Origin of the sequence: Mesorhizobium sp. RCC_202, assembly GCF_041355295.1 — a bacterium.
In the GTDB taxonomy this organism is placed as follows: domain Bacteria; phylum Pseudomonadota; class Alphaproteobacteria; order Rhizobiales; family Rhizobiaceae; genus Mesorhizobium.
This window is the reverse complement of the sequence record NZ_JBFUPO010000001.1, coordinates 215,558-237,381: the sequence shown is the minus strand read 5'-3', so window position 1 is coordinate 237,381 and position 21,824 is coordinate 215,558. Positions and strand designations below refer to the sequence as shown.

Sequence of the window (21,824 nt, the reverse complement as noted above, 5' to 3'; positions counted from 1 at the left end):
AGGAACGTTTTTCAGTCCGCGCGTGACCTGGCGAAACCGATGCGGTTTCGGGGTCATTCGCCAAAATGGGAGAGATCGACGATGAATTCATTCCTGAAGTCGTGCACGGCGTTGACGGTCGCGCTGACTTTTTCTTGTCAGGCGATGGCCCAGGTCAAGGAACTCGGCAAGAGCGAGGGCGAGGTCGATATCGTCGCCTGGCCGGGCTATATCGAGCGCGGTGAGACCGACAAGGGTTATGACTGGGTGACCGCCTTCGAGAAGGACAGCGGCTGCAAAGTCAATGTGAAGACCGCCAACACCTCGGACGAGATGGTCTCGCTGATGAATGAGGGCGGTTTCGACCTGGTCACCGCTTCAGGCGATGCTTCGCTGCGCCTCGTCGCCGGCAAGCGGGTGCAGCCGATCAACACCGATCTCATCCCGAGCTGGAAGTCCGTGGACGACCGTCTGAAGGATGCGCCTTGGTTCACCGTCGACAAGGTGCATTACGGCGTTCCCTATCAGTGGGGCCCGAACATCCTGATGTACAACACCGATGTCTTCAAGGAGGCGCCCAAGAGCTGGAACGTCGTCTTCGAGGAAATGAAACTGCCTGACGGCAAGTCGAACAAGGGCCGCGTCCAGGCCTATGACGGCCCGATCCACATTGCCGATGCCGCCAACTATCTGATGTTCCACAAGCCGGAACTCGGCATCAAGGATCCTTACGAACTCAACGAAGACCAGTACAAGGCCGCGCTTGAATTGCTGCGCACGCAGCGCACGCTGGTCGGCCGCTACTGGCACGATGCCGCCATCCAGGTCGACGATTTCCAGAACGAAGGCGTCGTCGCTTCCGGCTCGTGGCCCTATCAGGTGAACACGCTGGTCGCCGCCAAGAAGCCGGTCGCCTCGACCGTTCCGGAAGAAGGCGTCACCGGCTGGGCCGACACCACCATGATGGAAGCCGACGCCGCGCATCCGAATTGCGCCTATATGTGGCTCGAACATTCGCTGTCGTCGAAGGTCCAGGGCGATGTCTCGGCCTGGTTCGGCTCGCTGCCTGTCGTGCCCGCCGCCTGTAAGGGCAACGACCTGCTCGGCGAGGAAGGCTGCAAGACGAACGGCTACGACAATTTCGACAAGATCAAGTTCTGGAAGACGCCGGTGTCGAAATGCGTCAGCCAGAACAACCAGTGTGTGCCCTATTACCGCTGGGTGTCGGACTATATCGGCGTCATCGGCGGACGGTAACGCCATTACCCTCCTCTTTGCGGGGAGGGTCGACGCGCGGCATCGGGTGGGGATACCCACTCGATGCTTTGCCGCAACCTTCCAACAGCGAGGAAGGTAGGGCCTCGCGCGACATCAACACATCAACCGGCAACTGACTGACAGGCTCATGACCTCTGCCGTCTCCTTCAAAGAAGTCTCGCGCCATTTCGGCAGCGTGCGCGCCGTCGACGCGGTCGATCTCGACATCGCGCCCGGTGAGTTTTTCGCCATGCTCGGACCGTCCGGCTCCGGCAAGACGACATGCCTGCGCCTGATCGCCGGTTTCGAGCAGCCGACGGCCGGATCGATCTCGATCTTCGGCGAGCGCGCCGAAGGCGTTCCGCCCTATCGCCGCAACGTCAACACCGTGTTCCAGGACTACGCGCTGTTTCCGCATCTCAATGTGCTCGACAACGTCGCTTACGGCCTGATGGTCAAGGGCGTCGGCAAGGCCGAGCGCCTGAAGGCAGCGGAAGAAGCGTTGTCGCTGGTGCGCCTGCCTGGCTACGGCGCGCGCCGTCCGGGCCAGCTTTCGGGCGGTCAGCGCCAGCGCGTCGCGCTTGCCCGTGCTCTGGTCAACCAGCCCAAGGTGCTGTTGCTCGACGAGCCGCTCGGCGCGCTCGATCTCAAGCTGCGCGAGAACATGCAGGAAGAATTGAAGTCGCTGCAGAAGGCGCTCGGCATCACCTTCGTGTTCGTCACCCACGACCAGGGCGAAGCGCTGTCGATGGCCGACCGCGTCGCCGTCTTCAATGACGGCAGGATCATGCAGATCGGCACGCCGGAGGATATCTACCAGCGGCCGAAGACGCGCTTCGTCGCCGATTTCGTCGGCTCGTCCAACGTGCTGCCGCCGGATTTCGTCCAACGCTATTCGGGCCAGCATCGCTGGGGGAGTTTGCGCCCTGAATCCATTCGCGTTTCAAACGCAACGAGCGGCGACGGCGTTGCGGCGACGCTCGTTGGAACCAATTATCTCGGCGCCACGACAAGGCTGGCGCTCGACGCCGATGGGTTGCGGCTCCACGCCATGGTGCCGGCGGGCACCGCGCTGCCGGCGGAAGGCGAGGCGGTGATGCTCACCTTCAACCGCGACAGCCTGCATCTGATGGACGAGGCGGTATGAGCGTCGACGCCACCATGCCAAGCGCCACAGCTCCTGCCATCCTGCCCGGCAGCGGCGGCATGCGTGGCGCGCTCTCCGACCTGTTCTGGCGTCGGCCAAAGCTGCTTCTGCTCCTTATGCTGGCGCCGCCGGTTCTCTGGCTCGGCATCGTCTATATCGGCTCGCTTTTCGCGCTGCTCGCGCAAAGCTTTTTCTCCATCGACGAGTTCTCCGGCCTTATCAATCGCGAGTTCACGCTGAAGACCTATGGCGATCTCTTCCAGGCCGCCAATCTCGACATCATCCTGCGCACGGTGACGGTGGCAGCACTTGTCACGCTGGCCTCTGCGGTCGTCGCCTTCCCCATCGCCTATTACGCGGCACGCTATGCGCGCGGCCGCTGGAAGGCGCTGTTCTATCTCGGCATCATGCTGCCGCTGTGGTCGAGCTATCTGGTCAAGATCTATGCCTGGAAGCTGATCCTGGCCAAGGAAGGCATCCTCACCTGGCTGCTCGCCAAGCTGCATTTGCTCTGGCTGCTCGATGCCTGGCTGTCGTTGCCGGTCGTCGGCGGCAATTCGCTGTCGGTGTCGTTCACCGGCACCTTCATCGTCTTCGTCTATGTCTGGCTGCCCTTCATGATACTGCCGGTGCAGGCAGCGCTGGAACGCGTGCCGGGCAATCTGGTCGAGGCCTCGTCCGACCTCGGCGCCTCGCCCGGTCAGACCTTTCGCAACGTGCTGTTTCCGCTGGCGCTGCCAGGCATCGTCGCCGGCTCGATCTTCACCTTTTCGTTGACATTGGGCGACTACATCATCCCGCAGATCATCGGCACCTCGCGCCTGTTCATCGGTCAGGCCGTCTATTCGCAGCAGGGCACGGCCGGCAACATTCCTTTGGCCGCCGCCTTCACCGTGGTGCCCATCGTCATCATGGGCTTCTACCTCTGGGGCGCCAAGCGCATGGGAGCTTTCGATGCGCTCTGACCGTGGCCAATCCGCGCCGCTCGGCCTGAAGATTGCCGCTGCCTGCGGCCTGCTCTTCCTGCATCTGCCGATCCTCTTGATCTTCGTCTACGCCTTCACCACCGAAGAGAAGAGCTTCGTCTGGCCGCCGCCGGGGCTCACCTTGCAATGGTTCGCCGTCACCTGGAACCGGCCGGATGTCTGGCAGGCGCTGTCGCTGTCGGTGCGTGTCGCCGCCATCTCGACGACGATCGCGCTGGTGCTCGGTACGCTGTGCGCCGCCGCCGTCTCGCAAACGCGCTTCTTCGGCCGCGAGACTATCTCGCTGCTGGTCATCCTGCCGATCGCGCTGCCCGGCATCATCACCGGCATCGCGTTGCGCTCGGCCTTCGCGCTGGCCGACATCCCGTTCTCGTTCTGGACGATCGTGCTCGGCCACGCGACCTTCTGCGTGGTCGTCGTCTACAACAACGCCGTCGCCCGTTTCCGACGTACCTCCGGTTCGATGATCGAGGCCTCGATGGACCTCGGCGCCGACGGCTTTCAGACCTTCCGCCATGTCGTGCTGCCCAACATCGCCACAGCGCTGCTTGCCGGCGGCATGCTCGCCTTCGCGCTGTCCTTCGATGAGGTCATCGTCACCACCTTCACCGCCGGCCAGCAGCAGACGGTGCCGATCTGGATGCTGGAAGAACTGATCCGCCCGCGCCAGCGCCCAGTCACCAATGTCGTGGCCATGGTGGTCGTGCTGGTGACGCTGCTGCCCATCCTGTTTGCCTATTACCTGACGCGCGACGGCGACCAGATCGCCGGCAGTGGAAAATGAAAGCAGCGAATAGGGAGTAGCGAATAGCAAATAGGGAAAATTTGACCGCGAACCCTATTCGCTACTCGCTATTCGCTACTCGCTCCTCACGAAGGAGAATTTCCATGGACACCCAGATGCTGATCGGCTCGAAATTCGAGAACGGCACCGAAACCGAGGAGCCGATCCTCAATCCGAAAACCGGGGCGACCATTCTCAACCTGCCCGAGGCCAGCCAAGCACAGATCGAGGCAGCGGTCATTGCCGCCGAACAGGCGTTCGTCGGTTGGTCGCGCACCACGCCGGCGCAGCGCTCCGGCTATTTGCTCAAGATTGCCGACCGCATCGAGGCCGAAGCCAAGGAGTTCGCCACACTCGAAGCGTTGAACTGCGGCAAGCCGATCAATGCTGTGCTCAATGACGAGATCCCGGCGATCGTCGATTGCTACCGGTTCTTCGCCGGCGCGGTGCGTTCGATGCCAGGCGTCGTCGCCGGCGAATATCTGCCCGGCCACACCTCGATGGTGCGGCGCGACCCGATCGGCATCGTCGCCTCGATCGCACCCTGGAACTATCCGCTGATGATGATGGCCTGGAAGCTGGCGCCGGGGATTGCCGGCGGCAACACCGTGGTCTTCAAGCCATCCGAACAGACGCCGCTGACGACGCTCAAGCTGGCGACGATCCTGGCCGATGTGCTGCCCGAGGGCGTCGTCAATGTCGTGCTCGGCCGCGGCGACAGCGTCGGCAACACGCTGATCAACCACCCCAAGGTCAACATGATCTCGATCACCGGTGACGTCGCCACCGGCAAGAAGGTGCTGCAGGCCGCCGCCAAATCGGTCAAGCGCACGCATCTGGAGCTTGGCGGCAAGGCGCCGGTCATCGTCTTCGACGACGCCGACCTCGCCGCCGTCGTCAACGGGTTGCGCGCCTTCGGCTATTACAATGCCGGCCAGGATTGCACCGCCGCCTGCCGCATCTATGCCGGCAAGAAGATCTACGACAAGCTCGTCGCCGATCTCTCCTCGGCGGTCTCGACCATCAAGTACAACCAGCCGGACGACACCGAAAACGAGATCGGCCCGCTGATCTCGCGCCGCCAGCGCGACCGCGTGTCGAGCTTCGTCGAGCGTGCCTCGGAACTGAAGCACATCGAGATCACCACCGGCGGCAAGCCGGGCGAGGGCTCCGGCTTCTACTACCAGCCCACCGTCGTCGCCGGCGCCCTGCAGGAGGACGAGATCGTGCGCCGCGAAGTGTTCGGCCCGGTCGTCTCGATCACGCGTTTCTCGGATGTCGACGAAGCGGTGAACTGGGCCAACGACAGCGATTACGGTCTGGCCTCATCGGTGTGGACGAAAGACGTCTCGCGCGCCATGGCCACAGCCGCGCGCCTGCAATATGGCTGCACCTGGATCAACACCCACTTCATGCTGACCAACGAGATGCCGCATGGCGGCCTGAAGCAGTCCGGCTACGGCAAGGACATGTCTCTCTACGCGCTCGAGGACTATACCGCCGTGCGGCATGTGATGGTGGCGCACGGGTGAGAAGCGGTCCGCGTAGCGGACGAAAAGCCCCCAAATGGGCTTTTCGAGCGACGAACGCCCGGAGCCATAGCGAAGGGCCGGGACGCCGCCTGTCCTTCTCCCCTTGTGGGACTGTTGCGTAATTGGCTGGTTGTGATTCTCTGAGACGGAAGCTCGGAGGGAATCGCAATGGCGGTGAAGCAGACGGGTCAGTTGAGCCTGGCGGAGGCATTTCTGGGCCAGAAGCTTTCTGGCGGATCCTCGCCGCTCGACCGGCTGTCCGGCCTGGTGAAATGGTACCGCTTCGAGAAGCTGCTCAACCCGCTGCGCGATGGCGGGCCGGGACGCGCGGCCTGGCCGCCGCTGGTTCTGTTCAAAGCACTGCTTCTGCAATCGCTCTACGGGCTGTCGGATCGCGAGTTGGAGGAAGCGCTGGGCGACCGGCTGTCGTTCCGGCGCTTTGTCGGGCTTGGCCTTGAAGAGAGCATTCCCGATCACACGGTGCTGTCACGCTTTCGCAACCTGCTTGTGGGCGAAGGATTGATGGAGAAGCTGTTTGGTGAGTTGGACCGGCAGTTGGAGAAGGCCGGCGTGATCCTGAAGCGCGGCACGATGCTGGACGCGACGCTGATAGATGCGGTCTCGACGCCGCCGACGCCGGAGCGGCCGTCGCAAGATACAGATGCCCGCGTCACCGCACGCAAGGGCAAGAAGGGCATCACCTTTGGCTACAAGGCTCATGTCGGCGTGGATGAGGGTTCTGGCCTGATCCGCACGGTGATCACCACACCGGCCAACGTCAACGACACGGTGATGGCCGATGACTTGATCCGAGGCGACGAGAAGACGGTATGGGCGGATGCGGCCTATGACACCCATGCCCGCCGCGCCCGGCTCAAGGCCGAGGGCAAAAAGCCTCGCATCGCGCGCCGCCCCAACAAGCACCATGCGCTATCGCCAAGGCTCAAGCACTACAACAGCTGATCGCCAGACGGCGGGCGGCAGTGGAGACCACCTTCGCTACCCTCAAGAACCGCATGAGACTGACCGTGATCCGCTATGTCGGACTGGCAAAGGCAACTGCCCAGGTGACGATGGCGGCGATCGCCTTCAACATGCGCCGATGGGCTGCCATCACGGGATAGGTGTGCCTGCAATCCGGCCGCTCAGGGCCAAACCGCCACCAAAATCAGAAAACCAGGCGCCAATCCCAAAGGGAGAAACAGCAATCGCTGCTTTCAAGGCTCGCCGCCACCTCGTCAGCAACTGCGCAACAGGCCCCTTGTGGGAGAAGGTGGATCGGCGCGCAGCGCCGAGCCGGATGAGGGGTGTTCCAGCTTGACGCCAGCTTACCCCTCACCCGGATTGCCAACCGATTTGTGAGGACAAATCGGGGCAATCCGACCTCTCCCACAAGGGGAGAGGTAAGACCTTGCGCAGGCGCTATTCCACAATGCGATAGATGTTCCACAGGCTGGAGCCCGACACCACATAGGGCTCCATCTCCTTGCCCCATTTGGCATGCGCGTCGATCTTGCCGATCTTGGCGAACATCGCCTCCAGCTGGGCCAGGCTTTCGACCTGATGATGCGATTCGACCGTCGCTTCCCGGGCGCCGATCGATCCGGTCATGATCTGGAACTTCAGCTCGGCAAGACCGACCTGAGAACCGATATCGCGCTCCCATTTCTTGAGCAGGTCGAGCACGGTCTGCTTGTGACCGAACTTGGCGTCGATCTGCCATCTGGCGCTGAACATGTCATTCCCTCCCAAGGTTGAGTTGGCCGGCTGGTCACCTACTCGTCCCAGGCCTGCACCACGGTCTGCCGTGCGATGCGCCCGTTCTTCAGCTCCAGCATCGCCGCGGCGAACACTTTCGTGCCGTCCGGATAGGCGCAGGCCTGGGTGAAGGCGAGGCTCTCGCCATCGGCAATCGTGGTGTCGACCTTGTGGGTCATCGCCCGGCTGCAGATGTCGTCCCAGAAGGTGGCAATCGCCGCGCGCCCACGGACTTCGCGCGGCTTGCTCGGTGGGTTGTTGCGGTCGATCACCCGCACCAGCGCGTCGTCGGCATAGAAGCTCGACAGCATCTTGCCGTCACGGCTCTCAATCGCCTTCTTGATCGCCGCGCCATCCACAACTTGAGTCTTGGTCAGCATTTTATCCTCCATGTGCCCGTCTTCGGGCGGTTGACGTTCGGAAAGTCTGCCCGGCGCCTATCGACGGGCAGTATCGTTCACTGCGACTTCGCCTTGACGGCGGCGAACACGTCGTCGGTCTGCTTCTTGAAAGTGGCGAGATCGACCTGGCTGCCATTGAGCATCGTCGACCAGTGGCGCACGATCGCCGCCATCGCGATCGTCTCCTTGATCTCCTCGTCCGATGCGCCGTTGAGCTTGGCCGCCTCGGTGTGGAAATAGATGCAATACTGGCAGGGGATCTGCGAGGCGACCGCCAGCCCCATCAGCTCCTTGGTCTTGCCGTCGAGCGCGGTCTTGGGGTTGAGCTGGACGCCCTTGATTTCAGCCCAGGCGCCGGCCACCGCGACATCAGGCAAGGTCTTGAACATGTCCGGCACCGAGCCGAGCGTTGCCTGGATGTCCTTGTAGGCGGCCGTTGCCGACGCATCCTCGGCTTTTGCGGGAGTGATCGTGAACAGCGCGCCAATGCTTGCCGCGATCACCAGTGATCTGACATTCCGCTTTGACTTAAGCATTTCATCCTCCGTTCGCAGCGCCTTCAAAGGCAATATCCGCCTGGCCTGCATGGGGAATTGATAGCGCTTACATCGGCGGGCCCGCTTCGCCCGAAAGCGCCATGGCTCTCATGGCCCGTCCGGGCCAGGGTGCCTGGCCGAAAACGCTGCCGCCGCCGCCCGCGACGGCAGGTCGAGCTTGAGCAATATGTTGGCGACGTGGCGCTTGACCGTATGCTCGCTCAGCTTGAGTTCGGCAGCGATCGCGGCGTTGCTCTTGCCGTCGGCGATCAGGGTCACCACCTCGCTTTCCCTTGCCGTCAGGGCGGCCTGTTCGGTTGTTTTGGTCCTGGCGCGGCAGTCGGGCTCCAGATGCTGTTCCGACATTGCCCGCACCAGCGCCACCGGCTCGTCCAGATCGTCCAACGTGACCCGGCTGGCGTCTTCGAAATGCAGGCCCGAGCCGATTGCCAGATCCGCGACCAGCCGCGACGCGAGGATATCGCCTCGGCTGGCGTGCGCGGCGAGCTGCATTGTCACCCGCGCCGTCAGCCCCACGGGCGGCCCGCGCAGTTCGATCTCGCCGACATGCGCGCCCTGCGCGCTGGCCACGCCGATCCCTTGCGCCGCCTCGCGCAGCGCCGCCGCACAACGTATGGCGCGCGCCGGCCCGTCGAAGCGCGAAATCATCATTTCGCCCTGGGTGCTCAACGCGCGGCCGCCATGGCGCCCGACCAGCGACCGCCAGGTTTCTTGGAAACGCTCGCTGCGTTCGCTCCACATCCGGTCGCCCATACGCGTCGTATCGTAGATACGCGTCACCAGAAGCGCCGCCAGCACGCGATCCGCTTCCGCCAACGCTCGCTCGCCGGTCAGGAACTCCTCGATCAGGTCTGCCACACGGTCGACATCGCCGGTCCAGATCGGATGGTCGCGGCCCGGAATCTCCACCAACCGCGCATTTGGGATTTTCTTGGCCAGGAAGCGGCTGGCGTCGGGATCGACCCGGGCGTCGTTGCGTCGATGGATGAGCAGAGCCGGCGCGCTGATCATCGCCAGGATGCCGCGCACGTCTATTCCGGCATTCATGCGGGCGAGTGCGGTCGCTGCCGTCGGGCTGGCGGACAACCGCTCGAACCGCGCCCACCATTGCGCAAAGTGCGGGTCGTCCACGCGGCCCGGCGCGAAATTGGGCAAAGTGGCGCCTGTGCCCCAGGACGTCTCCGCCGTCTCGATAAAGGCCTCCAGCCGTTCGGGCGGCATCACCCATTTGTGGAAATGCGCATAGGCGCCATAAAGCGCCAGCGCCCGCGTCCGCTCCGGATAGGTGGCGGCGAACAGCATCGCCATCGGCGCGCCTTCCGAGGCGCCGAGGATCGCCGCGCGGCCGCTTCCGGCGGCGTCCATCACCGCGCGCACGTCGTCCATGCGCGTTTCCAGGCTCGGCAGATTGTGGCTGTCGACGCGGTCGGAAAGCCCGGTGCCGCGCTTGTCGAACAGGATCAGCCGCGAGAAGGCCGAGAGCCGTTTCAACAGGCGACTGTAGCCTTCGTCTTCCCAGTGCAGGTCGAGATTGGAGATGAAGCCCGGCACGAAGACGAGATCGAACGCACCCTGGCCGACCACCTGATAGGCGATCCGCACCTCTCCGCTGCGCGCGTATCTGGTCTCGATCGGCCTCACGCAAACACCCTGCCGGCCAGACGATTTCTATCGTCCGACCATAGCAGAATCATGCCGCTTGCGGCAGCGAAACTTTAGAGAGTTGAAATATACGACCTTTGAGGCGGGTAGAGGCGGCCGCTACCCTTGCGAAACGCGCGTCCTATGCCGATTTGGCGTAGCCGAGGTTCTTGTCAGCCTGCTCCGGCGTCGGCGGCCGCTTGATCTTGGCCGAGGCGGCCACCAGAAGCTCGTCGAAATTCTCGGTGCCGGCGTCCAGCATCTCGAACAACTGGTGCCGCATCCTAGGTTCCCAGAACTTGTTGATGTGCTCGGCAACGCCGGCAATGCCTTCCTCGCGTGGCTTCGAATGGAAGAAGGTGGCGATCTGGTTGGCCATGCGCACCAGCTTTTCCCTGGTGCTGGTGATGTGGTCCTCGTCATGCGACATGCTTGGCAACTCCGGAAGCCACCCGCTCCGGGTGGGTGAAAACATCGAAATCGTCGCCGCGCACCAGCGCGACAAGCGTCATGCCGGCAGCGTCGGCGGTACGGATGGCGAGGGCCGTGGGGGCGGAAACCGCCATGATCATCGCAGCGCCGATGGCGGCCGTCTTCTGCACCATCTCGACCGACACGCGCGAGGTCACGACCACCGCGCCGGTCGCTCCATCGATGCCGGCCTTGGCCAGCGCGCCTGCCAGCTTGTCCAGCGCGTTGTGGCGGCCGACATCCTCACGCGCCATGACGATACCCTTGCCGGGAACGTAAAAGCCAGCGGCATGCACCGCACCGGTTTCGGCATGCAGCGGCTGCACTTTCGACAACAGCCGGACCGCACTTGCAATGTCGTCGGCGCCAAGCGTAAGCTTTGACGCACCGACGGCGTCGACCGAGCGCATCGCTTCCTCGATGGATTCGATGCCGCACAGGCCGCAGCCGACCGGACCGGCCAAACGCCTGCGCCGCGCCTCGAAGCGTGTATTGGCCTGATCCTTCAGCCTTATTTGTATGTCGATACCCGCGCCATGATCTTCGACCTCGATGGCTTCGATTTCGTCGGGCTTGGCAATGATGCCTTCGGTCAGCGAGAAGCCGAGCGCGAAATCCTCGAAATCGGCGGGGCTCGCCATCATCACCGCATGCGTGGTGCCGGCAAAGGAGAATGCCACCGGCGTCTCTTCCGGCACCATGCGGTTCGCGGCGGCGGTGCCGCTGGCGCGATGCGCCAGCCGCGATATCTGCGTCGTCGCTTTGCGGCGCGCGGCCAAGACTACTCTGCCGCCTGCAGCGGGGCGATGCGGCGGCTCCGCTCAGCCTGCTCGTTATAGTCCTTCTGCCAGTCGGTCGGGCCGTTGGACGGCGCCACCTGCACGGCCGTGACCTTGTATTCCGGACAGTTCGTCGCCCAGTCCGAGAAGTCGGTGGTGATGACGTTGGCCTGGGTGTCTGGATGGTGGAAGGTCGTATAGACGACGCCCGGCGAAACCCGGTCGGTGATCAGCGAGCGCAGCGTGGTTTCGCCGGAGCGGCTTGCCAGCCGCACCCAGTCGCCATCGCGGACGCCGCGTACTTCGGCGTCGTGCGGATGGATCTCAAGCCGGTCCTCGGCATGCCACATGACGTTCTCGGTGCGCCTGGTCTGCGCGCCGACATTGTATTGCGACAGGATCCGGCCGGTGGTGAGCAGCAGCGGATAACGCGGGCCGGTCCGTTCGTCCGTCGCCACATATTCGGTACGGATGAACTTGCCCTTGCCGCGCACGAAGCCGTCGACATGCATGATCGGCGTGCCCATTGGCGCCTTGTCGTTGCAGGGCCACTGCACCGAGCCGACACGGTCGAGCAGCTCGAACGAGACATTGGCGAAGCTTGGCGTCGTCTGGGCGATCTCGTCCATGATCTGCGACGGGTGCGTATAATTCCAGTCGAGCCCGATGGCGCGGGCAAGCTCCTGCGTCGCTTCCCAGTCGGCGTAGCGCGCCTTTGGCTCGATTACCTTGCGCACCATGTTGATGCGGCGTTCGGCATTGGTGAAGGTGCCGTCCTTCTCGAGGAAGGTCGAGCCCGGCAGGAAGACATGCGCGTAGTTCGCCGTCTCGTTGAGGAAGAGATCGTGCACGACCACGCATTCCATCGCGGCGAGGCCGCCGGCGACATGCTTGGTGTCGGGATCGGACTGCAGGATATCCTCGCCCTGGATGTAGATGCCCTTGAAGGTGCCGTCGACGGCGGCGTCGAGCATGTTGGGGATGCGCAGACCCGGCTCGTCGTCCAGCTTCACGCCCCACAGGCTCTCATAGATGTCGCGCACCGCCTCGCCCGAGATGTGGCGGTACCCCGGCAGCTCATGCGGGAACGAGCCCATGTCGCAGGAGCCCTGCACATTGTTCTGGCCGCGCAGCGGGTTCACGCCGACGCCTGGGCGGCCGATATTGCCGGTGGCCATGGCGAGGTTGGCGATCGCGATCACCGTCGTCGAGCCCTGGCTGTGCTCGGTCACGCCGAGGCCGTAATAGATCGCGCCGTTGCCGCCCTTGGCATACATGCGCGCGGCGCCCCGGATCAGCTCGGGGTCGACGCCGGACAGTTCGCCGACCACCTCGGGGCTGTTCTCCGGCAGGGCGACGAAGGACGCCCAGTCCTGGAACTCGGCCCAGTCGCAGCGCTCACGGATGAAGGCTTCGTCGAACAGGCCCTCGGTGACGATGACATGCGCCAGCGCCGTCAGCACCGCCACATTGGTGCCGGGCTTCAGCGGCAGGTGATAGTCGGCCTCGACATGCGCCGACTTGACCATCTCGGTGCGGCGCGGATCGAGCACGATCAGCTTGGCGCCCTGGCGCAGCCGCTTCTTCAGCCGCGAGGCAAAGACGGGGTGAGCGGAAGCCGGATTGGCGCCGATGATGACGGCAACGTCGGTGAATTCGACCGAATCGAAATCCTGCGTGCCGGCCGAGGTGCCGTAGGTCTGGCCGAGCCCGTAGCCGGTCGGCGAATGGCAGACGCGGGCGCAGGTGTCGACATTGTTGTTGCGGAAGCCCTGCCGCACCAGCTTCTGCACGAGGTAGGTCTCCTCGTTGGTGCAGCGGGACGAGGTAATGCCGCCGATCGCGGTGCGTCCATACTGATACTGGATGCGGCGGAATTCCTTCGCCGTATGGGCGATCGCCTCTTCCCAGCTCACTTCGCGCCACGGATCGGAAATCTTCTCGCGGATCATCGGCGACAGGATGCGATCCGTGTGGGTGGCGTAGCCATAGGCGAAACGGCCCTTGACGCAGGAATGGCCGTGGTTCGCCTTGCCGTCCTTGTAAGGCATCATGCGGATGACTTCGTCGTCCTTGACCTCGGCCTTGAACGAGCAGCCGACGCCGCAATAGGCGCAGGTGGTGACGGCCGAGCGCTCCGGCATGCCCTTTTCAAGAACGGTCTTCTCGCGCAGCGCGTCGGTCGGGCAGGCCTGCACGCAGGCGCCGCAGGAGACGCATTCGGAAGCGATGAAGTCCTCATGCATGCCGGCGACCATGCGCGATTCGAAACCGCGGCCTTCGATGGTCAGCGCGAAAGTGCCTTGCACCTCTTCGCAGGCTCGCACGCAGCGCGAGCAGACGATGCACTGCGCCGGATCGTAGGTGAAATAGGGGTTGGATTCGTCACGGGCGATGTAGTCGACCGCCAGCGAGCCATGGCCCGGCGCGACTCCATTCTCTTCCTTGACGTGGTTACGTCCTTCGACACCGTAGCGATTCTCCGTCAGGCCGACCGACTTCGCCACAACGTCGAACTCGGAGGCGCCGGTTCCGGCCTTCTCGTTCCAGCCGGTCGGGTGATCGGAAACATAAAGTTCCATGACACCGCGGCGGATGGCGTCGAGCCGGTCGGACTGCGTGCGCACCACCATGCCTTCGCCGACCGGCGTCGTGCACGAGGCCGGCGTGCCGCCGCGCCCCTCGATCTCGACCAGGCAGACGCGGCAGGAACCGAACGAGTCCAGCATGTCGGTGGCGCAGAGTTTAGGGATCTCGACCCCGCCTTCCATCGCCGCGCGCATGATCGAGGTGCCTTCCGGCACGCTGATGCTGCGGCCGTCGACGGTCAGCGTGATCTGCTTCTGAGACCTCGACTCCGGCGTGCCGAAGTCGATCTCTTCGATGAGTGCCGGGAAGTCGGCCTTGATGTTCATCTGCCAGCTCCTATTCAGCCGCCACGCGCTGCGGCGCGGGCTTGAAATCGTCAGGGAAATGCGTGATCGAGCTCATCACCGGATAGGGCGTGAAGCCGCCCAGCGCGCAGAGCGAGCCGAACTTCATCGTGTTGCAGAGGTCGGTTACCAGCGCGAGGCTCTTTTCCGGCTCGATGCCGGCGGCAAGCTTGTCGAGCGTCTCGACACCGCGCGTCGAGCCGATGCGGCATGGCGTGCACTTGCCGCAGCTTTCGATGGCGCAGAATTCCATGGCAAAGCGTGCCTGCTTCAGCATGTCGGCGGTGTCGTCGAAAACGGTGATGCCGGCATGGCCGATCAGGCCGTCACGCTTGGCGAATTCCTCGTAGTCGAACGGCGTATCGAACAGCGCGCGAGGGAAATATGCGCCGAGCGGCCCGCCGACCTGCACCGCTTTCACCGGACGTCCAGTGGCGGTGCCGCCGCCGATCTCGTCGACGATCTCGCCCAGCGTCAGGCCGAAGGCCGTCTCGAACAGGCCGCCATGCTTGACGTTGCCGGCGATCTGGATCGGGATCGTGCCGCGCGAGCGGCCCATGCCGAAATCCTTGTAGAAGGCCGCCCCCTTGTCCATGATGACAGGCACCGAGGCCAGGCTGATCACATTGTTGATCACCGTCGGCTTGCCGAACAGGCCCTGGATTGCCGGCAGCGGCGGCTTGGCGCGCACCACGCCGCGCTTGCCTTCCAGGCTGTTCAACAGCGAGGTCTCCTCGCCGCAGACATAGGCGCCGGCGCCGACACGGATTTCCATGTCGAAACCATTGGCTGATCCAAGCACATTGACGCCGAGCACGCCGGCCTTGCGGGCGATCGCGACGGCCTTGTTCATCGTCGCAACCGCATGCGGATATTCCGAGCGGATATAGACGAAACCCTTGCTCGCGCCGGTGGCGATGCCGGCGATCGCCATGCCTTCGATCAGCACGAAGGGGTCACCCTCCATGATCATGCGGTCGGCGAAAGTAGCGCTGTCGCCCTCGTCGGCGTTGCAGACGATGTATTTGCGCTCGTCCGCCGTGTCGAGCACCGTCTTCCACTTGATGCCGGTCGGGAAGCCGGCGCCGCCGCGGCCGCGCAGGCCGGATTCGGTGACCTGCTTGACGATGTCGGCCGGCGCCATCGCAACCGCGTTCTGCAGGCCGCGCAAGCCGCCCAGCGACTTGTAGGCATCGAGCGACAGCGGATCGTTGATGCCGCAGCGCGCGAAGGTCAGCCGTGTCTGCTTTGCGAAGAACGGAATTTTATCAGGCGCGCCGAGCCAGCGCTTGTGATGGCCGCCGGTCAGGAAGCCCGAGTCAAACAGGCTCTTGACGTCGGACGGCTTGACCGACCCGTAAGCAACGCGGCCCTTGTCGGTCGCGACTTCCACCAACGGTTCCAGGAAATAGGCGCCGCGCGATCCGTTGCGCACGATCTTGGCCTCGACGCCACGCTCCTTGAGCTCAGCCTCGATTGCCTTGGCGACCTTTTCGGCGCCCAGCGCTATGGCGCCGGAATCGCAGGGGACATAGATGCGCGGGATCATGAACGCACCTCCACGACGATCTCTTCGATCTTCTCGTCATCGAGCCGGCCGATCACTTCGCCGTCGAGCATCGCCGATGGCGAGCAGGCGCAAAGCCCGAGGCAGTAGACCGGCTCCAGCGTAACCGATCCGTCGCGCGTGGTCTCATGGAAATCGATGCCGAGCAGTTGCTTGACCTTGGCCGCGACGGCGTCCGAGCCCATCGACTGGCAGGCTTCCGCCTGGCAGAGCTTCAGCACGTGCCGTCCGGCCGGCTTGGCCCGGAAATCGTGATAGAAGCTGACCACGCCGTGCACCTCGGCCCGCGAGAGGTTCAGCCCATCGGCGATGACCGGCAGCGCGTCCTTCGGAACGTGCCCGAACTCTTCCTGGATGCTGTGCAGGATCGGCAGCAGCGGGCCTTCGAGGCCCTTCATCTCGTCAATGATCGCCGCCGTGCGCGACGCGATCTCGGTACTTGCGGGCTGCATCGTCAAGCAGCGCCCTCCCTTGTCGTGGCGACCCATCTATGTCACCCCAAAATAAAAGCGGTTTTGGGACAACGACATGCATAGGACGCATTATCGCTAAGTCCTTACGAAACCAGAGGAAACCTCGGAAATCAATAAAGCTGTCCCGTTGTTCGATAGAAAATTTCTATCGAACTCGACCGACCTGCATTGTCTAGCCTAGCGGTGGGCGCGAAAATCGTCCGCCAGCGCCATTGCCTCGTCCAGCAGCGCCTGCACCAGAGGCGTATGCGGTTCGCGCGGCGCGGCGACCAGCCCGACGGTGTGGCTGGCGTCCGGCTCGACGATCGGAATGGCGCGGATCGGCTCGGAAAAGCCGAATGTTTCCGCAAGGTTGAGCGGCATGATCGACGACCATTTGCCGGTCCGTATATGCGAGAACAGGACGATCATGGAATTGGATTCCAGCGTCGGCCGCACCTGCACGCCAGCCTCGGACAGATGCTGGTCGATGATGCGCCGGTTCTGCATGTCCGGCGTCAGCAGGCAGAGCGGCAGCTGGCTGATCTCGGCCCACGTCACTTTGTCGCGGTCGGAAAAGGGGGTCCCGATCGCGGTGATCAACTGGTAGCGCTCATCATAAAGCGGCACGCTGGTCACGCGTCCAAGCGGCTCGTTGTCGAGATAGGTGATGCCGGCATCGACATCGAGATTGCCGAGGAGCGTCAGCACTTCGATCGAGGTGCGCGACAGGATCGAGAAGGTCACGCCCGGGTGCTTTTCGCGGAACGGCGTCGTCAGCCGCGCCACCATGGCCAAGGCGGTGGGGATGGCGGCAATGCGGATGCGGCCGGACAGGCCATGGCGCGCCGCGCGCATCTCCTCGCGCATCGTGCGTGTATCGCCGACGATGCGGCGCGCCCAGCCCAGCACCTGCACGCCTTCCGGCGTCAGCCCCTGGAAGCGTGAGCCGCGATTGACCAGCATGACGCCGAGCTGGCCCTCGAGCTGCTTGATGCCGGCCGACAAGGTCGGTTGGGTGACCCCGCAGGCTTCCGCCGCGCGGCCGAAATGCTCCTCCTTGGCGAGAGCGATGAAGAATTCGAGCTTGTCGATCATCGGCGCAAACTATCGGGCGCAACACGCCTGCGCCAGATGGGGCCGTTGCGACAGAGCTTTCTCGAAGGCAACCCAGAGCGTTTCACCGTTTCACGGAAACGGCGAACCGCTCTAACTCTTTGTTTTTAGGCAATTCCGGACGGAAAACCGCTCACACTTTTCCTGGAATTGCTCTAGGATGCCGGCCTATCCAACCAGGCTCAGAATATTGCCGTCGGGATCTTTGAACCAGGCAATTTTCATACCGTCGCCGACATGGATGTCGCCGTTGAGCGACAGGCCCGGCATCTCATAGTGCTCGAAGGCGACGCCCTTCGACTTCAGCGACTTGACGATGGGTTCGATCTCATCGCCGACCATCCAAGTCACTGCCGTTGCCTTGTTGGTGCCGGCGAATTGCGAATGATAGACGTTGATGACCGTGTCGCCGCTTTTATAGACGACCAGTTCGCCGCCCATCTCGTCTACCTGCTTGAGACCCAGCGTGCCTTCATAGAAGGTCCTGGCCTTCGCCAGGTCCTTGACCGCGAGATTGGCTGTTGCGTTGCTGTTTTCGAGCATGACCGTTTCCTTCCCGGATTGTCATTGTCCTCGCTCAGGCATCCGAAAATAGGGCGTGTGGACCGTTTGGCCATGGCATCGGGGACCGTGGGACCCTGGGACGTCTTTCTCCGGCAAGTCCGACGCCATCCGTCGCTTTCGGGAGCACATCGGTCAAGCGATTGCGCCACGGCTTGGTTCCGTCCGGAAACTGCACTATCTGAGACGCCGAACGCCAAGGAGAAGATCATGTCCGTCAGCAAGGAAAATGTCATCGAGCGGCTGAAGACGGTCAATGGGCCGGATTTCACCGGCAACATCGTCGACCTCGGCATGGTCTCCGATATCTTCATCGCCGATTCCAAAGTGTTTTTCTCCATCACCGTCCCCGCGGCGCGGGCACAGGAGATGGAGCCGCTGCGCGCGGCCGCCGAGCGGGTGGTCAAGGCCATTCCGGGCGTTGCGAGCGCGATGGTCGCGCTGACGGCCGAGAAGAAAGGCGGCGGCATGGAAGCGCCCGTGCCACCGCGCCCGGCCGCGCCCAGGCCCGCCGCTGCACCGCAGCCGGCGCCGCAGCGCGCCGCACCGCAGGCGCCGGCCTCGCAAAGCCATGGCAAGCGCGGTGTGCCCGGCATCGACGCCATCATCGCGGTCGCTTCCGGCAAGGGCGGCGTCGGCAAGTCCACCACCGCCGTCAACCTTGCGCTCGGCCTGGCCGCCAACGGTTTGAAGGTCGGCGTGCTCGACGCCGACATCTACGGGCCGTCGATGCCGAGGCTGCTCGATATTCATGGCCGGCCGCAGACGGTCGACGGCAAGATCCTGAAGCCGATGGAAAATTACGGCCTCAAGGTGATGTCGATGGGCTTCCTCGTCGATGAGGAGACACCGATGATCTGGCGCGGCCCGATGGTCATGTCGGCGCTGACGCAGATGCTGCGCGAGGTCGAGTGGGGTTCGCTCGACGTGCTGGTGGTCGACATGCCGCCCGGCACCGGCGACGCCCAGCTCACCATGGCGCAGCAGGTGCCGCTCGCCGGCGCGGTCATCGTCTCGACACCCCAGGACCTGGCGCTGATCGATGCCCGCAAGGGCCTCAACATGTTCAAGAAGGTCGACGTGCCGCTGCTCGGCATCATCGAGAACATGAGCTACTTCCTGGCGCCCGACACCGGCAAGCGCTACGACATTTTCGGCCATGGCGGCGCGCGCCGCGAGGCTGAGCGTCTCGGCGTCACGTTCCTCGGCGAGGTGCCGCTGGAAATGGGCATCCGCGAAAGCTCCGACGCCGGCGCGCCGGTGGTCGTGTCGAAGCCCGATAGTGCCGAGGCGAAGATCTATCGCGATATCGCGACAAAAGTCTGGGACCGGGTCAACGAAGAACGCGGCGCCGCCGAAGCCGCGGTGCCGAGCATCGTGTTCGAATAGCGCGGATATCCCTCCCGCTTGACGGCTGAGGACCGCTCAGCCACCCACCTTCTCGCCGAACGTCGAGAAAAACTGCCCGGCGAGTTTCTTCGACGTCGATTCGATCAAACGGCTGCCAAGCTGCGCGATCTTGCCGCCGACTTCCGCTTTGGCGGCGTATTTCAGCACCGTTGCGTCCGCGCCGTCGGCGGTCAGCGTCACGTCGGCGCCGCCCTTGGCGAAGCCGGCGATGCCGCCCTTGCCTTCGCCCTGGATCGTGTAGGCGTGCGGCGGCTTGAGGTTCTTCAGCGTCACCGCGCCGTTGAAGGTCGCCTTGATCGGCCCGATTTTGAGCACGACTATTGCCGCCATCTCGGTCGGCGATTTCATCTCCAGGCCTTGGCATCCTGGAATGGCCTGTTTCAGGATCTCCGGATCATTGAGGGCTTCCCAGACCTTCTGGATAGGGGCCGCGATGCGTTCCTCGCCTTCCATCACCAGTGCCATCGAGACCTCCCAGGCGTTATTCGAAAAAGGGGTAACGCGGGGTCGCACGCATGTCCATCCGCACCAAAGTCCTGATTTGGGCAGCACCTCCTCTTGCCTGCATTCGCGCGTTGTCATAGGGATTTGTCATACAAATACGGAGACCACGATGGCAGGCGCCCCCACCAGCAAGAAGAAATTTCGCTCGCAGGAGTGGTTCGACAATCCCGACAATCCGGGCATGACCGCGCTCTATCTCGAACGCTACCTGAACTACGGCCTGACCCGCGCCGAGCTGATGTCGGGCAAGCCGCTGATCGGCATCGCCCAGACCGGCTCCGACCTCTCGCCCTGCAATCGCCATCACATCGAGCTCGCCAAGCGCGTTCGCGAAGGCATCGTCTCGATGGGCGGCATTCCCTTCGAGTTCCCCTGCCACCCGATCCAGGAGACCGGCAAGCGGCCGACCGCCGCGCTCGACCGCAACCTTGCCTATCTCAGCCTCGTCGAGGTGCTCTACGGCTATCCGCTCGACGGCGTGGTGCTGACCATCGGCTGCGACAAGACCACGCCGGCGCTGCTGATGGCGGCGGCCACCGTCAACATTCCGGCCATCGCGCTGTCGGTCGGGCCGATGCTCAATGGCTGGCACAAGGGCAAGCGCACCGGCTCCGGCACCATCGTGTGGGAATCGCGCCAGCGCCTGTCGGCCGGCGAGATCGACTATGACGAGTTCATGGACATCGTCGCCTCGTCGGCGCCGTCGACCGGCTACTGCAACACCATGGGCACCGCCACCACGATGAATTCGCTGGCCGAGGCGCTCGGCATGCAATTGCCGGGCTCGGCGGCCATTCCCGCGCCCTACCGCGAGCGCGGCCAGATCGCCTACGAGACGGGCAAGCGCATCGTCGACATGGTGCATGAGGATCTAAAACCGTCCGACATCATGACGCGCCAGGCCTTCGAGAATGCCATCGTCGTCAACTCCGCCATCGGCGGCTCGACCAATGCGCCCATCCACCTCAATGCGATTGCCCGCCATCTCGGCGTGCCGCTCAACAATGACGACTGGCAGTCGGTTGGCCTCAACGTGCCGCTCATTGTCAATTTGCAGCCGTCAGGCGAATATCTCGGCGAGGATTACCACCATGCCGGCGGCGTGCCGGCGGTGGTCGCCGAGCTCATGAAGGCGGGACTGCTGCCTTATCCCGAAGCCATGACCGTCAATGGCAAGTCGATCGGCGACAATTGCAAGGGGGTCGCCAACGAGAACACCGATGTTATCCGCACCGTTGCCGAACCGCTGAAGGCCAATGCCGGCTTCATCAACTTCAAGGGCAATCTGTTCGATTCCGCCATCATGAAGATGAGCGGCATCTCGCCGGAGTTCCGCGAGCGCTATCTGTCCAATCCGAAGGATCCCGACGCCTTCGAAGGCAAGGCCATCGTCTTTGACGGACCGGAGGACTACCACGCTCGTATCGACGATCCGGCGCAAGGCATCGACGAGCACACCATCCTGTTCATGCGCGGCGCCGGCCCGATCGGCTATCCGGGCGGCGCCGAGGTCGTCAACATGCAGCCGCCGGCCTACCTTATCAAGAAGGGCATCCATGCGCTGGCCTGTATCGGCGACGGTCGCCAGTCCGGCACATCGGGCTCGCCTTCGATCCTCAACGCCTCGCCGGAAGCCGCGATCGGCGGCGGGCTGGCGCTGCTCAAGACCGGCGATCGCGTCCGCATCGATTTGAAGAAGGGCACGGCCAACATCCTGGTCGGCGATGAGGAGATCGCCAAGAGGCGGGCCGAGCTCGAAGCCAATGGCGGCTACCACTACCCGAAGCACCAGACGCCGTGGCAGGAGATCCAGCGCTCCATGGTCGACCAGTTCTCGGAGGGCATGGTGCTCAAGCCCGCGGTGAAATATCTCGACGTGGCGCATAAGAGCGGCGTGCCGCGCGACAATCACTGAACCCGGCTAAATCAAAAAGGGCGGCTTGCGAAGAGCGGGCCGCCCTTTCGCATGCCCTTGTTTCGGCCCCGCAT

21 protein-coding genes are annotated in these 21,824 nt (G+C 63.7%); 9 read left to right on the top strand and 12 right to left on the bottom strand.

Annotated features, from left to right (window positions below; translation table 11 throughout):
• The first annotated feature begins 81 nt into the window (after positions 1-81).
• The 7 genes from AB6802_RS01100 (at position 82) to AB6802_RS01070 (ending at position 6,809) form a co-directional block, all read left to right on the top strand.
• Entirely contained in the window at positions 82-1,236 is a 1,155-nt protein-coding gene (locus AB6802_RS01100) for an ABC transporter substrate-binding protein (RefSeq protein WP_371008147.1), read from the top strand.
• A 148-nt stretch (positions 1,237-1,384) separates the two neighbouring features.
• Entirely contained in the window at positions 1,385-2,383 is a 999-nt protein-coding gene (locus AB6802_RS01095; RefSeq protein ID WP_371008146.1) for an ABC transporter ATP-binding protein, read from the top strand.
• On the top strand, positions 2,380-3,348 hold the full coding sequence (locus AB6802_RS01090; protein WP_371008145.1) for an ABC transporter permease: 969 nt from the start codon (positions 2,380-2,382) through the stop codon (positions 3,346-3,348). Before AB6802_RS01095 ends, AB6802_RS01090 begins: the two co-directional genes overlap by 4 nt.
• On the top strand, positions 3,338-4,153 hold the full coding sequence (locus AB6802_RS01085; RefSeq protein WP_371008144.1) for an ABC transporter permease: 816 nt from the start codon (positions 3,338-3,340) through the stop codon (positions 4,151-4,153). The genes AB6802_RS01090 and AB6802_RS01085 overlap by 11 nt, the downstream gene beginning before the upstream one ends.
• 104 nt (positions 4,154-4,257) lie before the next feature.
• Positions 4,258-5,685, top strand: coding sequence for a gamma-aminobutyraldehyde dehydrogenase (locus tag AB6802_RS01080; protein ID WP_371008143.1), 1,428 nt, complete (start codon positions 4,258-4,260; stop codon positions 5,683-5,685).
• 168 nt (positions 5,686-5,853) lie between these two features.
• On the top strand, positions 5,854-6,648 hold the full coding sequence (locus tag AB6802_RS01075; protein ID WP_371008142.1) for an IS5 family transposase: 795 nt from the start codon (positions 5,854-5,856) through the stop codon (positions 6,646-6,648).
• Positions 6,618-6,809, top strand: a complete 192-nt coding sequence (locus tag AB6802_RS01070; protein ID WP_371008763.1) for a transposase — start codon at positions 6,618-6,620, stop codon at positions 6,807-6,809. The genes AB6802_RS01075 and AB6802_RS01070 overlap by 31 nt, the downstream gene beginning before the upstream one ends.
• 298 nt (positions 6,810-7,107) lie before the next feature.
• Here AB6802_RS01070 and AB6802_RS01065 read toward each other — a convergent pair whose 3' ends face one another.
• From AB6802_RS01065 to AB6802_RS01015, 11 genes are all read right to left on the bottom strand, one after another.
• Positions 7,108-7,422 carry a hypothetical protein gene (locus AB6802_RS01065; protein WP_371008141.1) on the bottom strand — a complete coding sequence of 105 codons (315 nt, stop codon included), beginning with the start codon at positions 7,420-7,422 and terminating at the stop codon, positions 7,108-7,110.
• A gap of 38 nt (positions 7,423-7,460) precedes the next feature.
• Positions 7,461-7,823, bottom strand: coding sequence for a nuclear transport factor 2 family protein (locus tag AB6802_RS01060; RefSeq protein WP_371008140.1), 363 nt, complete (start codon positions 7,821-7,823; stop codon positions 7,461-7,463).
• Positions 7,824-7,900: 77 nt separating this feature from the next.
• Positions 7,901-8,380 (bottom strand): carboxymuconolactone decarboxylase family protein, encoded by a 480-nt coding sequence (locus tag AB6802_RS01055; protein WP_371008139.1) that lies wholly within the window; start codon positions 8,378-8,380, stop codon positions 7,901-7,903.
• Between the two features lie 108 nt (positions 8,381-8,488).
• Positions 8,489-10,042, bottom strand: a complete 1,554-nt coding sequence (locus tag AB6802_RS01050; protein ID WP_371008138.1) for an alpha/beta fold hydrolase — start codon at positions 10,040-10,042, stop codon at positions 8,489-8,491.
• A gap of 142 nt (positions 10,043-10,184) precedes the next feature.
• Positions 10,185-10,472 (bottom strand): formate dehydrogenase subunit delta, encoded by a 288-nt coding sequence (locus AB6802_RS01045; RefSeq protein ID WP_371008137.1) that lies wholly within the window; start codon positions 10,470-10,472, stop codon positions 10,185-10,187.
• On the bottom strand, positions 10,462-11,292 hold the full coding sequence (gene fdhD, locus AB6802_RS01040) for a formate dehydrogenase accessory sulfurtransferase FdhD (RefSeq protein WP_371008136.1): 831 nt from the start codon (positions 11,290-11,292) through the stop codon (positions 10,462-10,464). The genes AB6802_RS01045 and fdhD overlap by 11 nt, the downstream gene beginning before the upstream one ends.
• A gap of 2 nt (positions 11,293-11,294) precedes the next feature.
• A complete protein-coding gene (fdhF, locus tag AB6802_RS01035) occupies positions 11,295-14,207 on the bottom strand; it encodes a formate dehydrogenase subunit alpha (protein ID WP_371008135.1) in 2,913 nt (970 codons plus the stop codon).
• 10 nt (positions 14,208-14,217) lie between these two features.
• Positions 14,218-15,774, bottom strand: a complete 1,557-nt coding sequence (locus tag AB6802_RS01030; protein WP_371008134.1) for a formate dehydrogenase beta subunit — start codon at positions 15,772-15,774, stop codon at positions 14,218-14,220.
• Positions 15,771-16,250, bottom strand: coding sequence for a formate dehydrogenase subunit gamma (locus AB6802_RS01025; protein ID WP_371008133.1), 480 nt, complete (start codon positions 16,248-16,250; stop codon positions 15,771-15,773). Before AB6802_RS01025 ends, AB6802_RS01030 begins: the two co-directional genes overlap by 4 nt.
• Positions 16,251-16,442: 192 nt before the next feature.
• Positions 16,443-17,342, bottom strand: a complete 900-nt coding sequence (locus AB6802_RS01020) for a LysR family transcriptional regulator (RefSeq protein ID WP_371008132.1) — start codon at positions 17,340-17,342, stop codon at positions 16,443-16,445.
• Between the two features lie 186 nt (positions 17,343-17,528).
• On the bottom strand, positions 17,529-17,903 hold the full coding sequence (locus AB6802_RS01015; RefSeq protein WP_371008131.1) for a VOC family protein: 375 nt from the start codon (positions 17,901-17,903) through the stop codon (positions 17,529-17,531).
• Positions 17,904-18,131: 228 nt separating this feature from the next.
• Here AB6802_RS01015 and AB6802_RS01010 point away from each other — a divergent pair, with 228 nt between their 5' ends.
• Positions 18,132-19,310: an Mrp/NBP35 family ATP-binding protein gene (locus tag AB6802_RS01010; protein ID WP_371008130.1), complete on the top strand. Its 1,179-nt coding sequence runs from the start codon at positions 18,132-18,134 to the stop codon at positions 19,308-19,310.
• 36 nt (positions 19,311-19,346) lie between these two features.
• Here AB6802_RS01010 and AB6802_RS01005 read toward each other — a convergent pair whose 3' ends face one another.
• The gene (locus AB6802_RS01005) at positions 19,347-19,796 is read right to left on the bottom strand and encodes a carbon monoxide dehydrogenase subunit G (RefSeq protein WP_371008129.1); all 450 of its coding nucleotides are present in this window, start codon (positions 19,794-19,796) and stop codon (positions 19,347-19,349) included.
• A 148-nt stretch (positions 19,797-19,944) separates the two neighbouring features.
• Between AB6802_RS01005 and AB6802_RS01000 the strand changes: the two genes are divergently transcribed.
• Positions 19,945-21,750 (top strand): IlvD/Edd family dehydratase, encoded by a 1,806-nt coding sequence (locus AB6802_RS01000; RefSeq protein WP_371008128.1) that lies wholly within the window; start codon positions 19,945-19,947, stop codon positions 21,748-21,750.
• Positions 21,751-21,824: the final 74 nt, after the last annotated feature.

Excerpts from the sequence above, each read along its gene's own strand:
- AB6802_RS01100 (WP_371008147.1), top strand. The coding sequence starts at position 82 with ATGAATTCATTCCTGAAGTCGTGCACGGCGTTGACGGTCGCGCTGACT.
- AB6802_RS01095 (WP_371008146.1), top strand. The coding sequence starts at position 1,385 with ATGACCTCTGCCGTCTCCTTCAAAGAAGTCTCGCGCCATTTCGGCAGC.
- AB6802_RS01090 (WP_371008145.1), top strand. The coding sequence starts at position 2,380 with ATGAGCGTCGACGCCACCATGCCAAGCGCCACAGCTCCTGCCATCCTG.
- AB6802_RS01085 (WP_371008144.1), top strand. The coding sequence starts at position 3,338 with ATGCGCTCTGACCGTGGCCAATCCGCGCCGCTCGGCCTGAAGATTGCC.
- AB6802_RS01080 (WP_371008143.1), top strand. The coding sequence starts at position 4,258 with ATGGACACCCAGATGCTGATCGGCTCGAAATTCGAGAACGGCACCGAA.
- AB6802_RS01075 (WP_371008142.1), top strand. The coding sequence starts at position 5,854 with ATGGCGGTGAAGCAGACGGGTCAGTTGAGCCTGGCGGAGGCATTTCTG.
- AB6802_RS01065 (WP_371008141.1), bottom strand. The coding sequence starts at position 7,422 with ATGTTCAGCGCCAGATGGCAGATCGACGCCAAGTTCGGTCACAAGCAG.
- AB6802_RS01060 (WP_371008140.1), bottom strand. The coding sequence starts at position 7,823 with ATGCTGACCAAGACTCAAGTTGTGGATGGCGCGGCGATCAAGAAGGCG.
- AB6802_RS01055 (WP_371008139.1), bottom strand. The coding sequence starts at position 8,380 with ATGCTTAAGTCAAAGCGGAATGTCAGATCACTGGTGATCGCGGCAAGC.
- AB6802_RS01045 (WP_371008137.1), bottom strand. The coding sequence starts at position 10,472 with ATGTCGCATGACGAGGACCACATCACCAGCACCAGGGAAAAGCTGGTG.
- fdhF (WP_371008135.1), bottom strand. The coding sequence starts at position 14,207 with ATGAACATCAAGGCCGACTTCCCGGCACTCATCGAAGAGATCGACTTC.
- AB6802_RS01030 (WP_371008134.1), bottom strand. The coding sequence starts at position 15,774 with ATGATCCCGCGCATCTATGTCCCCTGCGATTCCGGCGCCATAGCGCTG.
- AB6802_RS01020 (WP_371008132.1), bottom strand. The coding sequence starts at position 17,342 with ATGATCGACAAGCTCGAATTCTTCATCGCTCTCGCCAAGGAGGAGCAT.
- AB6802_RS01015 (WP_371008131.1), bottom strand. The coding sequence starts at position 17,903 with ATGCTCGAAAACAGCAACGCAACAGCCAATCTCGCGGTCAAGGACCTG.
- AB6802_RS01010 (WP_371008130.1), top strand. The coding sequence starts at position 18,132 with ATGTCCGTCAGCAAGGAAAATGTCATCGAGCGGCTGAAGACGGTCAAT.
- AB6802_RS01005 (WP_371008129.1), bottom strand. The coding sequence starts at position 19,796 with ATGGCACTGGTGATGGAAGGCGAGGAACGCATCGCGGCCCCTATCCAG.
- AB6802_RS01000 (WP_371008128.1), top strand. The coding sequence starts at position 19,945 with ATGGCAGGCGCCCCCACCAGCAAGAAGAAATTTCGCTCGCAGGAGTGG.